At 71.8% G+C, this 16,408-nt stretch carries 23 protein-coding genes; 7 read left to right on the plus strand and 16 right to left on the minus strand.

What is annotated here, in order from left to right; all coding sequences use genetic code 11:
* The first annotated feature begins 65 nt into the window (after nt 1-65).
* A complete protein-coding gene (locus ACIBF7_RS07805; protein WP_397196677.1) occupies nt 66-716 on the plus strand; it encodes a DUF2306 domain-containing protein in 651 nt (216 codons plus the stop codon).
* Here ACIBF7_RS07805 and ACIBF7_RS07810 read toward each other — a convergent pair.
* The 3 genes from ACIBF7_RS07810 to ACIBF7_RS07820 are packed head-to-tail and all read right to left on the minus strand — an operon-like array spanning nt 706 to nt 3,235.
* A complete protein-coding gene (locus ACIBF7_RS07810; RefSeq protein ID WP_148036408.1) occupies nt 706-1,362 on the minus strand; it encodes a response regulator transcription factor in 657 nt (218 codons plus the stop codon). The two genes, ACIBF7_RS07805 and ACIBF7_RS07810, sit on opposite strands and share 11 nt — an antisense overlap.
* Nucleotides 1,359-2,477, minus strand: coding sequence for a sensor histidine kinase (locus ACIBF7_RS07815; RefSeq protein WP_364234741.1), 1,119 nt, complete (start codon nt 2,475-2,477; stop codon nt 1,359-1,361). Before ACIBF7_RS07815 ends, ACIBF7_RS07810 begins: the two co-directional genes overlap by 4 nt.
* On the minus strand, nt 2,474-3,235 hold the full coding sequence (locus tag ACIBF7_RS07820) for a MerR family transcriptional regulator (RefSeq protein ID WP_397196678.1): 762 nt from the start codon (nt 3,233-3,235) through the stop codon (nt 2,474-2,476). Before ACIBF7_RS07820 ends, ACIBF7_RS07815 begins: the two co-directional genes overlap by 4 nt.
* Before the next feature lie 61 nt (nt 3,236-3,296).
* On the opposite strand from ACIBF7_RS07820, the gene ACIBF7_RS07825 reads away from it, so the two are divergent.
* Nucleotides 3,297-3,917, plus strand: coding sequence for a hypothetical protein (locus ACIBF7_RS07825; protein ID WP_148036411.1), 621 nt, complete (start codon nt 3,297-3,299; stop codon nt 3,915-3,917).
* A gap of 6 nt (nt 3,918-3,923) precedes the next feature.
* On the opposite strand, the gene ACIBF7_RS07830 is transcribed toward ACIBF7_RS07825, so the two are convergent.
* On the minus strand, nt 3,924-4,826 hold the full coding sequence (locus tag ACIBF7_RS07830) for a hypothetical protein (RefSeq protein WP_364234745.1): 903 nt from the start codon (nt 4,824-4,826) through the stop codon (nt 3,924-3,926).
* A 10-nt stretch (nt 4,827-4,836) separates the two neighbouring features.
* On the opposite strand from ACIBF7_RS07830, the gene ACIBF7_RS07835 reads away from it, so the two are divergent.
* Nucleotides 4,837-5,007 carry a hypothetical protein gene (locus tag ACIBF7_RS07835; RefSeq protein ID WP_271274824.1) on the plus strand — a complete coding sequence of 57 codons (171 nt, stop codon included), beginning with the start codon at nt 4,837-4,839 and terminating at the stop codon, nt 5,005-5,007.
* Between the two features lie 70 nt (nt 5,008-5,077).
* Complete coding sequence (locus ACIBF7_RS07840; RefSeq protein WP_271274825.1) at nt 5,078-6,214, plus strand: Fic family protein; 1,137 nt, start codon at nt 5,078-5,080, stop codon at nt 6,212-6,214.
* A 6-nt stretch (nt 6,215-6,220) separates the two neighbouring features.
* Here the strand turns inward: ACIBF7_RS07840 and ACIBF7_RS07845 are convergent, their stop codons facing one another.
* The 12 genes from ACIBF7_RS07845 to ACIBF7_RS07900 all read right to left on the minus strand — a co-directional run bounded on the left by ACIBF7_RS07845 (nt 6,221) and on the right by ACIBF7_RS07900 (nt 14,861).
* On the minus strand, nt 6,221-7,018 hold the full coding sequence (locus ACIBF7_RS07845; RefSeq protein ID WP_397196679.1) for an ABC transporter permease: 798 nt from the start codon (nt 7,016-7,018) through the stop codon (nt 6,221-6,223).
* A complete protein-coding gene (locus ACIBF7_RS07850; protein WP_397196680.1) occupies nt 7,011-7,766 on the minus strand; it encodes an ABC transporter permease in 756 nt (251 codons plus the stop codon). The genes ACIBF7_RS07845 and ACIBF7_RS07850 overlap by 8 nt, the downstream gene beginning before the upstream one ends.
* Nucleotides 7,763-8,701, minus strand: a complete 939-nt coding sequence (locus tag ACIBF7_RS07855; RefSeq protein WP_397196681.1) for an ATP-binding cassette domain-containing protein — start codon at nt 8,699-8,701, stop codon at nt 7,763-7,765. Before ACIBF7_RS07855 ends, ACIBF7_RS07850 begins: the two co-directional genes overlap by 4 nt.
* Before the next feature lie 42 nt (nt 8,702-8,743).
* Complete coding sequence (locus ACIBF7_RS07860) at nt 8,744-9,004, minus strand: hypothetical protein (protein ID WP_271274827.1); 261 nt, start codon at nt 9,002-9,004, stop codon at nt 8,744-8,746.
* Nucleotides 8,923-9,213, minus strand: coding sequence for a hypothetical protein (locus ACIBF7_RS07865; protein ID WP_271274828.1), 291 nt, complete (start codon nt 9,211-9,213; stop codon nt 8,923-8,925). The genes ACIBF7_RS07860 and ACIBF7_RS07865 overlap by 82 nt, the downstream gene beginning before the upstream one ends.
* Nucleotides 9,210-10,427, minus strand: coding sequence for a cytochrome P450 (locus ACIBF7_RS07870; protein ID WP_397196682.1), 1,218 nt, complete (start codon nt 10,425-10,427; stop codon nt 9,210-9,212). Before ACIBF7_RS07870 ends, ACIBF7_RS07865 begins: the two co-directional genes overlap by 4 nt.
* Nucleotides 10,424-10,969 carry a GTP-binding protein gene (locus tag ACIBF7_RS07875; protein WP_397196711.1) on the minus strand — a complete coding sequence of 182 codons (546 nt, stop codon included), beginning with the start codon at nt 10,967-10,969 and terminating at the stop codon, nt 10,424-10,426. The genes ACIBF7_RS07870 and ACIBF7_RS07875 overlap by 4 nt, the downstream gene beginning before the upstream one ends.
* 46 nt (nt 10,970-11,015) lie before the next feature.
* Nucleotides 11,016-11,372 (minus strand): DUF742 domain-containing protein, encoded by a 357-nt coding sequence (locus tag ACIBF7_RS07880; protein ID WP_397196683.1) that lies wholly within the window; start codon nt 11,370-11,372, stop codon nt 11,016-11,018.
* Nucleotides 11,369-11,797: a roadblock/LC7 domain-containing protein gene (locus ACIBF7_RS07885; protein WP_397196684.1), complete on the minus strand. Its 429-nt coding sequence runs from the start codon at nt 11,795-11,797 to the stop codon at nt 11,369-11,371. The genes ACIBF7_RS07880 and ACIBF7_RS07885 overlap by 4 nt, the downstream gene beginning before the upstream one ends.
* Nucleotides 11,798-11,880: 83 nt before the next feature.
* Complete coding sequence (locus ACIBF7_RS07890; protein WP_397196685.1) at nt 11,881-13,419, minus strand: sensor histidine kinase; 1,539 nt, start codon at nt 13,417-13,419, stop codon at nt 11,881-11,883.
* A gap of 350 nt (nt 13,420-13,769) precedes the next feature.
* Entirely contained in the window at nt 13,770-14,162 is a 393-nt protein-coding gene (locus ACIBF7_RS07895) for a hypothetical protein (RefSeq protein WP_271274830.1), read from the minus strand.
* Nucleotides 14,163-14,282: 120 nt separating this feature from the next.
* Nucleotides 14,283-14,861: a TetR/AcrR family transcriptional regulator gene (locus ACIBF7_RS07900; protein WP_148036422.1), complete on the minus strand. Its 579-nt coding sequence runs from the start codon at nt 14,859-14,861 to the stop codon at nt 14,283-14,285.
* Nucleotides 14,862-14,917: 56 nt separating this feature from the next.
* On the opposite strand from ACIBF7_RS07900, the gene ACIBF7_RS07905 reads away from it, so the two are divergent.
* Genes ACIBF7_RS07905 through ACIBF7_RS07915 form a run of 3 tightly spaced genes read left to right on the plus strand, consistent with a single transcriptional unit; the run spans nt 14,918 to nt 16,317 of the window.
* Nucleotides 14,918-15,409 carry a DUF2867 domain-containing protein gene (locus tag ACIBF7_RS07905; protein WP_397196686.1) on the plus strand — a complete coding sequence of 164 codons (492 nt, stop codon included), beginning with the start codon at nt 14,918-14,920 and terminating at the stop codon, nt 15,407-15,409.
* Between the two features lie 57 nt (nt 15,410-15,466).
* The gene (locus ACIBF7_RS07910; RefSeq protein ID WP_148036424.1) at nt 15,467-15,823 is read left to right on the plus strand and encodes an MmcQ/YjbR family DNA-binding protein; all 357 of its coding nucleotides are present in this window, start codon (nt 15,467-15,469) and stop codon (nt 15,821-15,823) included.
* Complete coding sequence (locus ACIBF7_RS07915; RefSeq protein ID WP_397196687.1) at nt 15,823-16,317, plus strand: GNAT family N-acetyltransferase; 495 nt, start codon at nt 15,823-15,825, stop codon at nt 16,315-16,317. The genes ACIBF7_RS07910 and ACIBF7_RS07915 overlap by 1 nt, the downstream gene beginning before the upstream one ends.
* The last annotated feature ends 91 nt before the right edge of the window (nt 16,318-16,408 follow it).

The following is a 16,408-nucleotide window of genomic DNA, read 5'->3' on the forward strand; positions in this document are numbered from 1 at the left end:
CGGCCAGCTCAACGCCGGCCCTTCTGCTGATGAGCCACCACCCGCTCCACCGTCACGATCGGGGCATGACAGACAAGATTGCGACGCGGCGAGGTCGGGCAGGGTGGACCGTGGCCGCGCTGATCGGGCTCGGCCTCATCCCGGTGATCGCCGGCGGCATCCGCATGGCCGAGCTGACCGGCGGCGCGGCGGTCACGCCGGACAACGCGCGGTTCCTGGCCTCGCCCGTCCCGATCGTGCTGCACATCGTCGGCGTGACCCTCTACACCGTGCTCGGAGCCTTCCAGTTCGTCCCCCGGTTACGTCGCAGGAAGGTCGGCTGGCATCGCAGAGCCGGACGGCTGCTGGCCCCGTGCGGGCTCGTCGCGGCGCTCAGCGGGATGTGGATGGCCGTGTTCTACGCCCTGCCCGAGCACGACGGGCCGCTCCTGGCCGCCTTCCGGCTGGTGTTCGGCACGGCCATGGCCGCCTCGATCGTGCTCGGGCTGGCGGCGATCCGGCGGCGCGACTTCACCGCGCACCGCGCCTGGATGATCCGCGGTTACGCGATCGGCCTGGGCGCGGGCACGCAGGCGTTCGTGCTGGCGCCCTACTACGGGATCGCCGGCCCGCCCGACCAGCTCGCCAGGGCGCTGCTCCTGGGCGCCGGTTGGCTGATCAACCTCATCGTGGCCGAGGTGATCATCCAGAGGTGGCCGGTCAGGTTCAGCTCCTGACCCGGTTCGTCTCGTACGCCCACATCGCGATCTCCACGCGGTTCCGCGCGCCGAGCTTGGCCATCAGGCTGGCGATGTGGGACTTGACGGTGCTGAGCGAGATGTGGAACTCGTCGGCGATCTCCCCGTTGGTGCGCCCGCGCGCCACCGTCAGCAGGATCTCCTCCTCCCGGCCGGTGAGCGCCTCCACGGGGCGGGCCGGCGGCTCGGCGGGGCCGGTCCGGGCGAAGGTGTCGAGCAGCCGCGCGGTGATGCTCGGCGCGATCAGCGCGTCGCCGCCCGCCGCGGCGTGCACCGCCTGGGAGAGCAGCTGGGCGCCGGCGTTCTTCAGCAGGAAGCCCCGGGCGCCGGCCCGCAGCGCGGCGTAGACGTACTCGTCGAGGTCGAACGTGGTGATCACGACGACCGCGAGAGGGTCGGCGACATCCGGCCCGGCGAGGGCGCGGGTGGCGGCGATCCCGTCGAGGCCGGGCATGCGGATGTCGAACAGGCACACGTCGGGGCGCAGCCGCCGGGCCAGCTCGACGGCCCGCCGCCCGTCGGCGGCCTCGCCGACGACCTCGATGCCGGGCTGGGCGTCGAGGATCATCACCAGCCCGGTACGCACGATCTCCTGGTCGTCCGCGACCAGCACCCGGACGCTCACGTCGCCGCCCCCGTCCGCGGCAACACGGCCGTCACGGTCCAGCCCCTGCCGGGATTGGGACCGGCCACGCACGTGCCACCCAGCAGGCCGGCGCGTTCGATCATGCCGACGAGCCCGTAGCCGGGCGAGGCGTTCAGCCGCGCGAGCCCGTCGTCGCTCACCCGCAGGTGCACCGACTTGTCGTCGGCGTCGACGCGGACCTCGATGCGGGTCGCGTGGCGGGCGTGCCGCCGGGCGTTGGTGACCGACTCCTGGGCGAGCCGGTAGACGGCGGCGCCGACCGAGGGGGAGAGCCCGTCGAGATCGCCGGAGACCTCCACGTCCACGGCCGGGCCGGACGGGCTCCCGGCCGCGAGTTGCTGGAGGTCGGCGATGCCCCGGCCGGGCTGCTCGTCATGGCGCAGGACGTGGACCATGGCCCGCATCTCGTCCAGGGCCCGCGCCGCCTCGGCCTCGATCACCCGCAGCGCGTCGGTCGCGGCCTCCGGTCGTGACGCCGCGGTGGCGAGGCCCGCCTGCGCCCGGATCGCCATGGCCGAGATGTGATGGGCGACGGTGTCGTGCAGGTCGCGCGCGAGCCGTTCGCGTTCGAGCAGCTTGACCTGGTCGAGCTCGCGCGCCCGCGCCCCGGCGCGGAACCGGAACGCCGCGCCCAGCGCGAGGGCCGCGAACATGACGGCGAGCCCGCCGACCGCGTCGGCGGACGCGAGGCGGCCGGCGGCCATCGAGTGGAAGAGCGAGCCGAGCATGATCGGCAGCCCGATCACGACCTCGCGCCCGGACCCCCACCGGGTCAGCGAGTAGACCAGGATCAGCAGGTAGGCCAGCGTGTTCGTCTCCGCGGACTCGCCGGACGTGACCAGCGTGGCCAGGTTCGTGACGCCGAAGGCGATCACGAGCATGAGCAGCGGACGGGTGCGGCGCCACAGCAGCGTGGGGATCAGCCCGAGGGTGATGAGCACCGCGACGGTCCGCCACGGGAGGTCCGTCCGCAGGGCCCCTTCGAGCACCGCGACCGGCACGAGCACCGCCACGAGCACCCAGTCGCGCCACACCCGCGCGGGCGGGCCGGGGGGCCGCGGCTCATTCCACATGGAGCGGATGAGACCGATCACCTGCTCATCGTACGAGAGCGCCCCGCCGATCGGTCAGGTCGATTCTCCGGACGTACGGGCACCTCGAGAACCGTGGCGTGCCGGCCCTCGGCGTCCACGAGGTGTTCTTCCAGGGTGGGGCCGTCGACGGCCAGATGGTGGCGGCGCAGCCAGCCGAACAGTTCGTGCCCGGCCGGGACGACCCCCGCCGAGGGCGGCACGACGGCTCGCACGACGGTGCGGGCGGGCAGGGTGAGCTGCTCGCCGGCGCGGCCGGTGGTCACGGCGCAGGCGAAGCCGTCAGCCGGTGGCCCGTCCAGCCAGGTCAGCAGGGCGGCCGGTGCCGCCGGTGCCGCCGGGCAGAGGGCGGCCAGCTCCGACGGGTGGCGCACCCGCGTGCGGCGGACGCGCAGGCGGCGCGGGCCCACGGCGGCCTGCTGGGGCAGGATCGACATCGGGGCGTCGAGGTGGTCCTGGGCGCGTGCCGCGGTCGCGGCCAGCGTGGCGATGTCGCGCCGGATGCCCGTCATGGTCTCGGCCAGCGCCTGGCGGAGCTGGGCCTCGGGCGCGTCCAGCAGGTCGGCGATCAGGCGCAGCGGCAGGCCGAGGCGCTGCAGGCCGCGGATGCGTTCGAGCCGGGACAACTCGGTGACGCCGTACCAGCGGTAGCCGGTGACGCCGTCGACCGCGGCGGGGGCGAGCAGGCCGATGTCGTCGTAGTGGCGCAGCGTGCGTTCGGACACGCCGGTCATGCGCGCCAGTTGCCCGATCCGCCACATGTCGCCCCCTCTGTGTGGACGTGTTGACCTTGCCGCCGCGGCAGGGTTCTACCTTCCCGCCATGACTGATCAGAAGAGCCGGTCGCTCACCGGCGTGCTCCTGCTCGCCTCCCTGGTAGCCATGGTCGCCGCCGCGGCCATCGTGGTGCCATCGGGGTTGACCCTGAATCCCGCTGATCCCGCCGCCGCGCTCGCCGCGGTGCGTGAGCGGACCGGCCTGCATCTGACCGAGCTCGCCTTGGACGTGCTGGGCTGGCTGGGCCTGACCGCCGCCGGGCTGGCCATGGCCGTCCGCCGGGCGGTCATGGCCGGTGGTCTGCTCGCCGCCGCCGGGCTGGCGGGGCTCCTGCACGATGCCGGCAACCTGGCGGTGACGCAGCTGGCCGCCGACCCCGCCGCCGTGACGGTGGCCTCGGCGGTCCTGCTCACCGCCAAGTGGATGGTCAACCTGGCCGGGCTGCTGTGGGTGGCCGCCACCGTCGCGGCCGCGGCCGGCGTCCCCGGTCGTCTCCGTACCGCCGGCCTGGTCGCGGCGCTGTCCGGGCTGGTCGCGGTGGCGCTCCCGTGGACGACCGGGACGGACGGGCCGACGGCGGCGATGGAACAGCTCGGGTACGCGCTCCATCTGCCGATCATGGTCTGGTACGGCATCCTGGGCCGGCGGTTCCTGCGGAGTTCGTGAGCGCCGTCAGCCCAGGTTCTGCTTACGGCAGTCGAAGGTCTCCGGGCGGTCCGGGTCGAGGGCGATCTGCCGGATCATGGTGGCCTCCATCGAGATGCGGAACGTCTCCTGGTTCCGGCAGTCGTAGAAGGTGTAGACGCCGTTGCTCTCGCCCAGCAGCATCAGCTTGGCGCCGCCGCGCAGTTGCTTGCCGCTCGCGCGGTCGGCGGCCACCACCCACTGGTCCTGGACCCCGACGCCGGCCAGCCAGAGGCTCGGCTGGCCGGTGGTGGCGAGCCGGTGGGCGTCGCTCTCCATCTGGCCCATCAGGGCGAAGCCGAGGCCGATGCCGGTGAAGGCGCCCACCACGATCTTCATGCCCGCTCTGCCGACCTTGCGGGAGCGGAGCAGCCTGAACGGGACGAGGAAGGCCAGCACGCCGATGACCGAGGCGACGATCACGACGGTGGCCAGGGTCGCGCCCTCGTCCAGGTCCAGGTAGCCGAGGAAGCCCCAGTAGGTCGCGCCGCACCAGAGGGCGCCGAGCAGCGCGGCCACCCAGGGCCTGGCGCGGATGGCGCGGACGAGACGGGCGGCGTGGCCGAAGGTGACCTTGTCCAGCAGCCACCCGAGCGCGACGACCGGTCCGAGCAGGATCGCGCCGAGGAGGATGAGCAGGACCAGGGTGCCCACCAGGCGGGCGAAGATCGTCGCCTGGTCGATGCCCACCTGTTCCGGGCTGACGTTGAAGACGCCGTAGACCTCCTGGATGCCCAGGTAGAGCAGCGCGTACAGCCCAATGGCGATCGGCACCGCGACGGAGCCGGTCCGTTCGAGCATGCCGACGACGCCGGGGGTGGGTTCTTCGTTCTTGTCGGGTTCGGCGCTCTCCTGCGTGTCGGAGCGCCGGTCGACCTCTGTGACGGTCATGGGAACTTTCGTGTGGATCAACGCGGAATGGGGGCAAGAGCGTATCCAATACCGGTTTCTCGACAGCCCATCCGCGATCTGCGATCACCGGGCGGTGACGCAATTCATGCGCGGCTATGCCCGCCACGAGGTCGACGCGGCCGTACGCGAGTGGATCGAACAACTGGACAAGTGCCTGTAGGTGACACGCGGACATTTCCGCGTTGGCCGGCATGGTTGCGCCGGTGACACGATAATGGTGTCATCTGGTCATGCTCTACAAGGTGCCCAAGCTCGGTGACGTCGATCGCCGGGTGCTCGACGAGATCGAGCGCATGCGCCATGACCTGCGCATGCACGTGCGACCTCAGGAGCGGTGGACGAAGCAGCTCCGCAGGAGCCTGACCGCCAGGGCGATCGTCGGTTCCAACACGATCGAGGGCTACGCGGCATCGGTCGACGACGTCGAAGCGCTCATGGCCGGTGAAGCGCCGCTGGAGACCAGCGACACGACCCGGCGTGAGCTGGAGGGCTACCAACGGGCGATGACCTACATCCAAGCGTTGTCCGACGCCGGCGACGGCTTCCGGTACGACCTGGGATTGCTGAACGGGCTGCACTTCATGATGCAGGAGCATCATCCCCGCAAGCGGCCGGGGCGGATCCGCGGCGGTCCGGTCTACGTCACGAGCCCCGACGATCCCGCCGTCGCCGCCTACACGGGTCCGGATCACGGCTTGCTGCCGGGGCTCATGGACGAGCTGATCCAGTGGCTCGACCAGGGCGACCTCGACGCTCCCGTCCACGTCCGCGCCTCGATGGCGCATCTGAACCTGGTCATGATCCACCCGTGGGCCGACGGCAACGGGCGGATGTCGCGGGCGCTGTCCACCTTGGTCTTCGCCCGGGAGGCGCTGCTGCCCCCGGAGTTCTCCTCCATCGAGGAGTGGCTCGGCAGGGGGCAGAACACGTACGCCTACTACCAGGTGCTCCAGGAGGTGGGCGGGGCCGGCTGGCGTCCCGGCGGCGACGCGTACGAGTGGATCCGGTTCTGCCTGCGCGCGCACCACCTACAGGCGCAGCAGGCCAGACGGAGGGTGGAACTGCTGGGCCGGGCCTGGTCGGCGCTGACGGAGGCGGCAGCCGCGGACCGCCTCGACGAGCGGACCGTGTTCGCGCTGCTGCCCGCGTTCTGGCGGTCGCGAGTCCGGCGGACCGTCTACCAGCAGGACGCCGAGCTCAGCCCTCAGCAGGCCGTGCGGGACATCCGAGAGCTGTGCCGGCTGAAGTGGCTGGTGCCGCGAGGGCAGGCACGCGGCCGCTACTACGTGGCCGGGCCCGCCATGGAGCCCGTCTTCGACGCCGTCCAGGAGTCGACGCGACCCTATGCCGACCCCTACCGGCGATGAGCCGGCTCAGTGGCCCACGCTCTGGTAATGGGTGAGCTGGCAGCGCCAGATGAGGTAGGCCGGCCAGACCAGGAGCACGCCCAGCAGCGGGGCGGCCAGGGCCCAGGGGGTGTCGAGCTTGCCCAGCACGACGCTCGACGGGATGTAGGCCACGAAGGCGACCGGCAGCACGTAGGTGAGCAGCCACTCGGTCACGCCGCCGAAGATCTTCATCGGGTACGAGCCGAACTTGCTGAAGACGTCGTCCAGGAAGACCCGCAGGGCGAAGGTGTCGATCATGCGCAGCGACAGCGAGCAGAGCGCCAGGAAGAAGGCGGCCTCGATGAGCGCGCCGCCGACGATCGCCAGGGCGCAGAAGGCGACCAGGCTGAGGCTCCAGTCGACCTGGGCGTTCTGGGAGGCGACGGCGAGCAGCGCCACGCCCACCAGCAGGTCGCCGAACTGGGCCAGGCCCATCCGGTTGCCCATGAGCTGGACGAGCGGGTTCAGCGGGCGCAGCAGGAAGCGGTCGAACTCCCCGTTGCGCACCACCCAGTGGATGTCGTGCACGCTCATCATGGGGATCATCGCCAGGGCGTGGGCCGTCAGGCGCATGCCGTACAGGAAGGCGATCTCCGCCAGGCCCCAGCCCGCGAGCGAGGGGAAGGTGTGCATCACCACCCAGATGAAGGCGAACCCGGTGCCCTGCCAGATCGCGCCGCTGAGGACGCCGATCGCGGTGTTGAGGCGGTACTGCATGGCGCCGCGGGCGGAGGCGCGCTGGAGCAGGACGTACAGGCGCAGGGCGCGGACGACCTCAGCCACCCTGGATCACCACCCTCCGATGCGTGCGTGACCAGGCGAGCGCGAGCAGGGCCCACAGCCCTGCGACCCAGGCGAGCTCGACCAGCAGAGGTCCGGAGATGTCGGAGATGTGGCCGACGTAGATCGCCGCGGGAACGTACCCCATGTACTTGAACGGCAGCACCTCGGCCAGCGTGCCCAGGAAGCCGGGGAAGAAGGCGAGCGGCACCATCGTCCCCGCGAAGAACTGGCTGACCAGCTGGTAGAGCAGCGAGACCGCGCCGATCTCCAGCATCCAGAAGCCCAGAAGGCTGATCAGCAGCGCCAGCTGCACGGCGATCACGTACCCGAGCACCAGCGTGACCACGTAGCCGAGCCCGTTGACCGGCGCCGTGATCGACCCGACCAGCAGCACCACCGGGACGACCGGGGCGAGCAGCAGCAGGCTGCCCCCGGTGTTGCCGGCCTGGAAGGCGGCCATCTGCCGCAGGTAACCGATCGGCCGGGCCAGGTCGAAGAAGACCGTCCCGCTGCGGATGCGGTGGTGGATGACGCGGGAGACGAGGGTCTGGGTGGCGAAGGACTGGAGGTTGGCCAGGGTGAGGTACGCGAGCAGGGCTTCGAGGGTGAGCCCCGCGGCCTCGGCCCGCGACCCGTAGACCGCGGTCCAGATCATGCGCAGCAGGAACACCTGGGCGACCAGCGTCACGCAGGTCATGACGATGGAGCTGCGGTAGGCCAGGGCGAAGAGGAAGCCGACGCGGGTCATCGGGCGTAGATCCCTTTGATCACGCTCTCCAGGTCCGGTTCCTCGATCGACAGGTCGCGGATCGTGTGCTCGGCGGAGATCGAGGCGATCATGGCGGGCAGGTCGCCGTGGATGTCGAAGACGTGGCGGCCCTGGTCGTCGCGCGACACCCCGCGCACCTCCTCGGGCGCGGACTCCAGCAGCACCACCAGCCGCCTGGGCTGGTCGACCAGCGCGTCGATCGGGCCGTCGAAGAGCACCTTGCCGTGGTCGATGAGGATGATCCGCTTGCACAGCGCCTCGACGTCGGCCAGGTCGTGCGTGGTCAGGATGACGGTGGTGCGCCCGGTCCGGTTGGTCTCCACGATGAACTCGCGCACCGCCTCCTTGGCCAGCACGTCGAGCCCGACGGTCGGCTCGTCCAGGTAGAGCAGTGGCGGCTCGTACAGCACGGCCGCGGCCAGGTCGCCGCGCATCCGCTGGCCCAGGCTGAGCTGGCGGACCGGGGTGTCGAGGAACTCGTCGAGCCCGAGCAGGTCACGCAGCTTCTTCAGCGAGGCCTCGAAGCGCGCGGCGGGCATGTCGTAGAGCGAGCCCACCAGGCGCAGGGACTCGATCAGGGGGAGGTCCCACCATAATTGGCTGCGCTGGCCGAAGACGACGCCGACCCGGCGGGCGTTGGCCGACCGGTCGCGCCACGGCACCAGCCCGTTGACCCGCACGGTGCCGGCGGTGGGGGTGAGGATGCCGGTGAGGATCTTGATGGTGGTCGACTTGCCGGCGCCGTTGGGCCCGAGATAGCCGATGACCTCGCCCTCGTCGATGTCGAAGCTGACATCGTCGACGGCTGTCTTCTCCTCGTACTGGCGGGTCACGAGAGTGCGCAGCGCCCCGAAGGGCCCGGAGAAGGTACGCGGGCGGCGGAAGACCTTGGTTAACCCCTCGACCCGGATCATGACGGAATTTTTTCGGTACGGGTCGAGAGCTGCAAGTTGTTTTCAGGACTTCATCGGCGACGCGCCACCGGGGTGAAGGCGACGGGCAGCGACTCCAGGGCGCGGATCCACAGGGTGCGGCGCCACCGCAGTTCGCTGGGCGTACTGGGCGATCAGGTCGGCCCGGCCGTCGCCCGCGAACGCGTCGGCGGTCTGGTCGGTGACCTTCTCGCAGAGCAGGGTCAGCTCGATGCGGTCGATCTCGTCCAGCGCGTCGCCGACGGCGCCGCCGCGCCGCCGCCGTTCTTCGCCCTCGCTGCACACCAGCGACGGCTGTGGTGGAGCACGTACGGCAGCGACGGCCAGTCCGGCGGGACGTGTTCGCGCAGGTTCCAGCGTCTGGGGTCGCGGCCGAACAGCCCGCTCTGGCCGGTGACGTGGTGCAGCTCCCGGTAGCCGAGGACGAGCCAGGCGGGCAGGTCGGCGTCGAGCAGCACCGGCACGACCGGGCCGTGCTCGCGGCGCCTGCTCACCTGCCCATGGTGGGGGTGAAGGCGACCGGGAGGGCCGACAGCATGCGGTTCCAGATGTTGCGGCGCCAGCGCAGCTCCTCAGGCGCGACCGCCAGGTGCACGTCCGGCAGGCGGTCCAGGAGGACCTCGATGGCCGTCTTGGAGATGATCTCCGCGAGTTCGGGGGCGGGGAAGGGGCAGCCGTACTCGCCGTGGCCGAACGCCATGTGCGCCCGGTTGGCCGCGGTGTGACCCTGCTGCACCTGGGGGTCGGCGTTCGCGCCGACGAGGCTGATCACGATCATGTCGCCGCGCCGGATGCGGTGGCCGGCCAGCTCGCAGTCCTGCGCGGCGTAGCGTGACGGCAGGTTCTGGGCCGGCGGGTCCTTCCACAGCACCTGGTTGAGCGCCTCGGCCACGCTGCTCCGGCCGCCCTGCAGGTCCATCTGGAAGTGGTCGTCCACGAGCATCAGGCGCAGCGTGTTGCCGATCCAGCCGGCGCAGTTGTCCTGCGAGGCGATCAGCAGCGACAGCATGTCGTAGACGACCTCGGGATCGGTGAGCCGGGCGTCGTGCGTCACCAGCCGGGAGGCGAGGTCGTGGCCCGGCCGGGCGCGCTTGCCGGCGACCAGGCGGCCCATGAGCTCGCCGACCTGCATCTCCGCCTCGTCGCGGTTCGCCGGGTCGTTCATGGCCTGGAAGATGGCGCGCAGCAGGGTGCCGACGTCCGGCTCCGGCAGCCCGAACAGCCGGGCGATGACCTGAGCCGGCATCCGGTGGGCGTACTGGGGGACCAGGTCGGCCTGGCCGTCGCCGGAGAACAGGTCGATGGCGGCGTCGGCGACCTTCTCGCAGAGCTGGGTCAGCTCGATGCGGTCGATCTCGTCCAGCGCGTCGCCGATGGCGCCGCCGCGCCGCCGCCGCTCCTCGCCCTCGGTGAACACCACCGACGGCTGGTACGTGACGTGCGGGCGGGCCGGCCAGTCCGGCGGCACCAGGTCGTGCTGGTTCCAGCGGCGCGGGTCACGGGCGAACAGCTGCGGCTGGCTCGTCACGTGGTGCAGCTCGCGGTACCCGAGGACGAGCCAGGCGGGCAGGTCGGCGTCGAGCAGCACCGGCACGACCGGGCCGTGCTTGCGGCGCAGCTCCTCCAGGAACGCGGCCGGGTCGTCGAGGACCTCCGGCTCGTACAGCCGGACGGCGCCGGCGTGCTCGGGATGTCCGGGGTTCGTCACGGCTGCCCCGCAGGGGTCCGGTCGTACAGGCGGGTGAGATGCTCGACGAGCGTGATCAGCACGTGCTTGCACGACTGCCGCTCCCGCGCGTCGCAGTCGACCAGCGGGATGCCGGGCGACAGGTCCAGCGCCTCGCGCACGGCGTCCAGCGACGGGCCGCCCGCGAAGCGGTTGACCGCGACGACGAACGGCATGTCGTGGTGTTCCAGCCGGTCGATCGAGTAGAACGAGTCCTCCAGGCGGCGGGTGTCGACCAGCACGACCGCCCCCAGGCTGCCGGCGAACAGCTGGTCCCAGACGAACCAGAACCGCTCCTGGCCGGGCGCCCCGAACAGGTAGAGCACGGTGCTGTCGCTGACCGTGATGCGCCCGAAGTCGAAGGCCACCGTGGTGGTGGTCTTGGTGCGGACCCGGCTCGCGTCGTCGATGCCCACGCTCGCCTCGGTCATCACCTCTTCGGTGCTCAGCGGGCGGATCTCGCTGACCGAGCCCACCATGGTGGTCTTGCCCACGCCGAACCCGCCCACGACCACGATCTTCATCGCGTCCGCGGCGGAGTCGCGCAGCGGCGTCCGCACGGGGGTCTCGTCAGAGGTTGTTGAGCGCAACGAGCACCTGCCTCAGGATGTCCGGATCCGGCTTGCCCGCCTTGGCGCCGGCGGAGGGGTGGCGTACGGTGATGCGGCCCGTGTCGAGCAGGTCGCGCAGCAGGATCTTCACCACGCTGACCGGCAGCCGCAGCTCCGCGGAGATCTCCACCACGGCCGTCGGGCGGCGGGCCAGCTGGAGGATCTTGACATGCTCCGACTGCATGCCCGGGACCGGCTCGCACTCGCTGACGATGAGCGAGACCGAGTCGAACGCGGTCTCGTCGGCGCGGGTGCGGCCCCCGGTGACCGTGTAGAGGCGGTCCGGGCTCTCCCGGTCGATCGGGCGCCGGTTCACGAGGCGTCGCCCTCGGCCGGTCTGGGCGCCGCGGTGAGGTACATCCCGATCTGCTCGACCAGCTCGTTCATGTTGTGCGCGATCAGCCCGACCTCGCCGTCCTCCTCGGCGACCACCGCCAGATGGGCGCCCTCTCCGGCGGGCACGATGAGCAGCAGCCCACCGGCGAACTCCACCATCGCCTGCCCGGCGCCGATCGCGTCGCCGAACTCGGCCGAGGCGCTCAGCGACAGGCTCTGGATCCCGGCGGACAGCGCCGAGAGCTGGTCGGCCCTGTCCCTGGTGAGGCCGCTGCTGTAGCTCATCTTGAGCCCGTCCCTGGTCAGGACCAGGACGTACCTGATGCCGGGGGTCCGGTCCTTGAGGCTCTCCAGCAGCCCGTCAATGGTGCGATCCGTGGTACGCGATGCGTCGATAGTGCTCATCGAAACGCGGGGCGTCCGCCCGGGGGCGGCCCCTGCCTCCTATCTGAGATCCAAGTGGTCCGGTGCTCGCTGCGCCCGGGGGTCTAGGAGTCGCCGGAGGCCGGATCGGCGGGACGCCCGCGACCGCCCGCCTGGCGGAACGCGGCGAACCTGGCCGCCGCCTCGCGCCCGTCGCGCTGCGGCCTGACCGCCGTCGCCGGTCGCGACCCGGTGGCCTCGGCGAGCGTCTGGCCGCGCCGCCGCCGCGGCAGCGACTCCTCGGCCTCCTCGGCGGGCGCGGCCTGGGCGGGCACGGCCGCGGCCACCAGGGCGGGGCGGGCCTGCCGCTCGATCGCGGCCGGCGGCTCGGGGGCGGTCCTGGGCTGGGTGATGAGCACGCGGGGGATCAGCATCACGACACCGGTGCCGCCTCTGGCCGACGGACGGAAGCTGACCGTGAGGCCGTACTTGTCGACCAGCCGGCCCACCACGGCCAGGCCCAGCCGGGTGCCGGACAGCGTGCGCAGGTCGAGCGGCTCGGAGACGAGCTTGGCGGCGTGCTGGCGCTCGCGGGGGCGCATGCCGAGGCCGCTGTCCTCGATCGTGACCACCATGCCGGCGTCCTCCTCGTCCACGTACACGTGCACCTCGGTGCCGTGCGCGGAGAAGGTGGCGGCGTTGTCCATGAGCTCGGCCAGCGCGTGCATCACGCCTTCGGCCGCGTACCCGACCACGGCGGCCGTGCTGGTGGAGTGGACGCGGACGCGCTGGTAGGCGCTGATGCGGCCCATCGCGCCGCGCAGGACGCTCTCCATCACGATCGGCCGGGTCCACCTGCGGCCGGAGCGGCCGCCGCTGAGCAGGGCGATGTTGTCGGCCAGCCGGCCGAGCTGGGAGACGCGGTGGTCCAGGTCGAGCAGGTCGGCGAAGACCTCCTCCTGGTCGCCGTACTGCTCCTCCAGGTCGCGCAGCTGCGCCAGCAGGCTGGTGGCCTGGGCCTGCACCCGGGCCGCGGCCCCGGCGCAGGCGGCCATCACGGCGGCGCCCCTGCGGTCGCCCTCGGAGAGCTGCTGGGCCGTCTCGGCGAGCAGGTCGCGCAGCGGGGCGTGCACGGGCTGGCGCACCTCGGCGAGCGCGGAGGTGACCGGCTTGCGCTCCACCTGGATCTGCCTGACCAGCTCGGGCAGCGTGTCGCGGGTGAGGGTGACGATCTCCGACTCGGTGGCCGAGCGGGACGCGTGCGCGATGGCCCGCTCGCGTTCGAGCCCGTCGAGCTCGTTCGCGGTGGCCTTCAGTAGTTGTTGCAACGGTCCATCGGGAGGCTGCGGCAGGCGGGAGAGCGCGTCGGGGACGGACCCGCCGCCGCGCATCTGGCGGCCGAGCGCGGGCAGCGTGTCCTCGGCCACCCGGGCGATCTCGCGCTCCAGCCGGGCGACCCGGGCGGCGGCGGCCCTGGCCTGCTCGCGCAGCCGGCGGCCGGTGGCGACATGGTGGGCGATCACGGCGGCGGCGGCGGCCAGCAGCACCGCGCAGAGCCCGCCCGTGATCGCCATCACCCCGCGGGCGTCGGCCGGCGTGGCGAACACGGCCCACAGCCACAGGCAAGCCACCACGACCATGGTGCCCAGGGCGGTGACCACCATGAGCTCTCGCGGGGCAAGATCGCGTCGCGTTCGAAGAGGTACGTCTGCTGGCATCCGCGGTCCTCGGGGGGTCGGTACTGCTGCTCCCCGTGCAGCAGAGGCTTACTGTTACCGCTCCGTAACAGAGTGCGAACGGGAACAGGCGCTTACCGTAGCACCAGGAGTATCAGAGACAACAGGCAAAACGCCCGCTTCACTTCAACCCACCAGTAGTCAACTCAAAAGTTGAGATATCGGGCCGATGGCTTCCCTCCGCCCGGCGAGTCCTCCTCGGCTCCCGCATCTCGCCGACCGAGGCGGCGCTGTCGCCGATGATCCCGCGCGTCGTCCTGCCGGCCGGCGGGTAGCGGTCAGCGGTCGAACCAGCGCGCGGCGGCGGGCGTGAACAGCATGGCGACGACGAACGTGGGGATGAGCACGTTCAACGACAGGAACGACAGGGTGCCGAGCTTGGCGTCGGCCCACTCCACCACCAGCCAGCCCGCGATCAGGACCGCCTGGAGCGCCGCCGCGCCCCATCGCACCCGCCGCTCCCGCCTGGGGAACCGCGCCATCACCCACCCGGTCAGCCCCAGGATCACCGCCGCCACGGCGACGAGGCCCCAGAACTGAGGGAGCATCATGGCCAGCGCCCCGCCGAAGCCCACGGCCAGCCCGATCAACCCGAACGCCATCTGGAGCGTCAACCCGACATACGCGGCCTGCACGGTGAACGGCCAGCCCGTGGACTTGGCGTCGGTCATGCTGATCACTCTAGACAGGCGGGTCCCTTCTGCGGGAAATGGCCAGCGGGCCAACTTGGCGTCGGCCATGTCGATCACCCTGAACGGGCAGGGGCCGCCGATCGAAATAGAGAGACTCCTCTAGCCCGCCACCGCGATGGCGCAACTGGTCACCAGGTCCTCGGCGTAGGCGGGGAGCGGGGTGCCGGCGGACTGGTGGCGACGGACGGTGGCGTAGGGGATGTCGACGGCCGCCAGCGTCAGGCGTTCGAGGTCGTACGGGGAGCTCCTGCCCAGGCGGGCGGCCAGGGCGTGCAGGGCGGCGGTGACCCGGCCGTTCGCGGCGGCGAGCTGGGCGCGGGCCTCCCCGGGCCAGTGCGGGTGGTCGAAGTCGGCCGGTCCGTAGAGCAGGACGCGGGCCTCGTGCGGGTGGGCGCGGGACCAGGCGATCACGTGGCGTGCCGCGGCGGGGGCGGCCTGCGCGGGCGGGTCGGTGTCGAGCGCGGCGAGGAATCCCCGCTGGAAGCGGCCGACCGTGCGCAGCCAGAGCGCCGCCAGGAGGGCGGGGCGGCCGGGGAATCGGTGGTAGACCGAGCCGCTCGGGGCGCCGGCGGCGCGGGCCACTGCGGTCATGGTGACGGCGCCGGGGCCGCCGGTCGTCACCAGCTCGGCTGCGGCGTCCAGTAGCCGGTCCACGTCATGGCGAGGCGGTCGTCCCATGGCGTCGAGCGTAGCCGCGCGTTATTGTAGAGAGAAGTCTCTAAAAAGGAGGGCGCATGCTGTCGACGCTCATGGAACGGGCCGACTTCGTGGACGAGGTCGCCGTCGAAGGAGGGGGCGGGTTGCGCGCGTTCGCCGCCGGGGCGCTGGGCTGGGAGCCGTGGTGGGTGCGCGGGCTCTTCAGGGCGCGGTCGGTGTTCGCGCGACTGCTCCGCACGGCACACCCCGACGTGCGGCCCGGATCGGGCGGGATGCGACCCGAGGAGATCCCGTTCGCGCCGGGGCGCAGGATCGGGTTCTTCACCGTGATCGGCGGCGAGGAAGGCCGCGAGCTGGTGCTGGAGGCGAGCGACTCGCACCTCGCGGCCTTCCTGGCGATCGTCGCCGACGACGCGGGCGGCGGACGGACCAGGTTCCGCATGATCACCGTGGCGCGCTGCCACGGGTGGACGGGCCGGATCTACCTCACGGTGATCCGGCCCGTCCACTACGTGGTGGTACGCGGCATGGCACGCGCGGGCCTCGCCGCCTCGGCGACCACCCCTTGACCACGGCGGCGGCCGGACCGGCAGGAAATGTCGGATGCGTTTGGTACACAGGGCCCCATGGGTGTGAGCGTCGACGAGTTTCTCGAACTGCTGAAGAGCCTGCCTGAAGTGCGCACGAGCGACGGGCCCGGCTGGGTCGCGATCAAGGTGCGGGGCAAGGGCTTCGGTTACCTGTGGGAGGACACCGAGACCGTCGGGCTCAAGTCGACGATCGAGGAGCAGCTGGCGCTGGTGGCCGAGCGGCCCGAGGTGTTCGAGGTGCAGTTCACCGCGGGGCGGTTCGGGTGGGTCGTGGTCCACCTCGACAAGATCGACTACGACGAGCTGTTCGAGCTGACCGCCGAGGCGTGGTGCCTGACCGCGCCGAAGCAGCTCGTCACCGCGTTCGAGGCCGCCCATAAAATAGGCGGTTAATGGCACAGATCAGACTGCGGAAGTGGCGGGAGGATGACGCTCCGGTCGTGCTGCGTGCCTTCCGGGCGCCCGACCTGAGGCGGCAGAGCTCGTGGCCCGTCGTCACGCCGCAGGACGCGGTCGGGTGGATCGCCTCCTGGGAGGGCGCCGGCCACGCCTTCGCCGTCACCCTCGACGGGCGGGTCGTCGGCAACGTCGCGGTGACCCGGATCGACGACCACGACACCGGCTGGGTGTCCTACTGGACGGTCCCCGAGGCGCGCGGGCGCGGGATCGCGGCTTCGGCCACCGACGAGCTGGCGCGCTGGGCGTTCGGCGAGCGCGGCCTGCACCGGCTGGAGCTGAGCCACCGCCTCGACAACCCCGCCTCGTGCCGGGTCGCGATCAAGGCGGGCTTCCTCCCGCAGGGCGTCGAACGCGGCAAGCTCCACCACGACGGGGCCCGCCACGACATCGAACGCCACACCCGCCTCGCCACCGACCCACCCGCCTGACCCCCGCCCCACCACACCCACCGACCCAGTGGGGTCGGCCATGGCCGCCCCGCGCCTTCGTCCACCCCGATTCAGGTCGGCCCCGTAGGGC

The organism is Nonomuraea sp. NPDC050478, assembly GCF_044458265.1.
GTDB lineage: Bacteria > Actinomycetota > Actinomycetes > Streptosporangiales > Streptosporangiaceae > Nonomuraea > Nonomuraea ferruginea.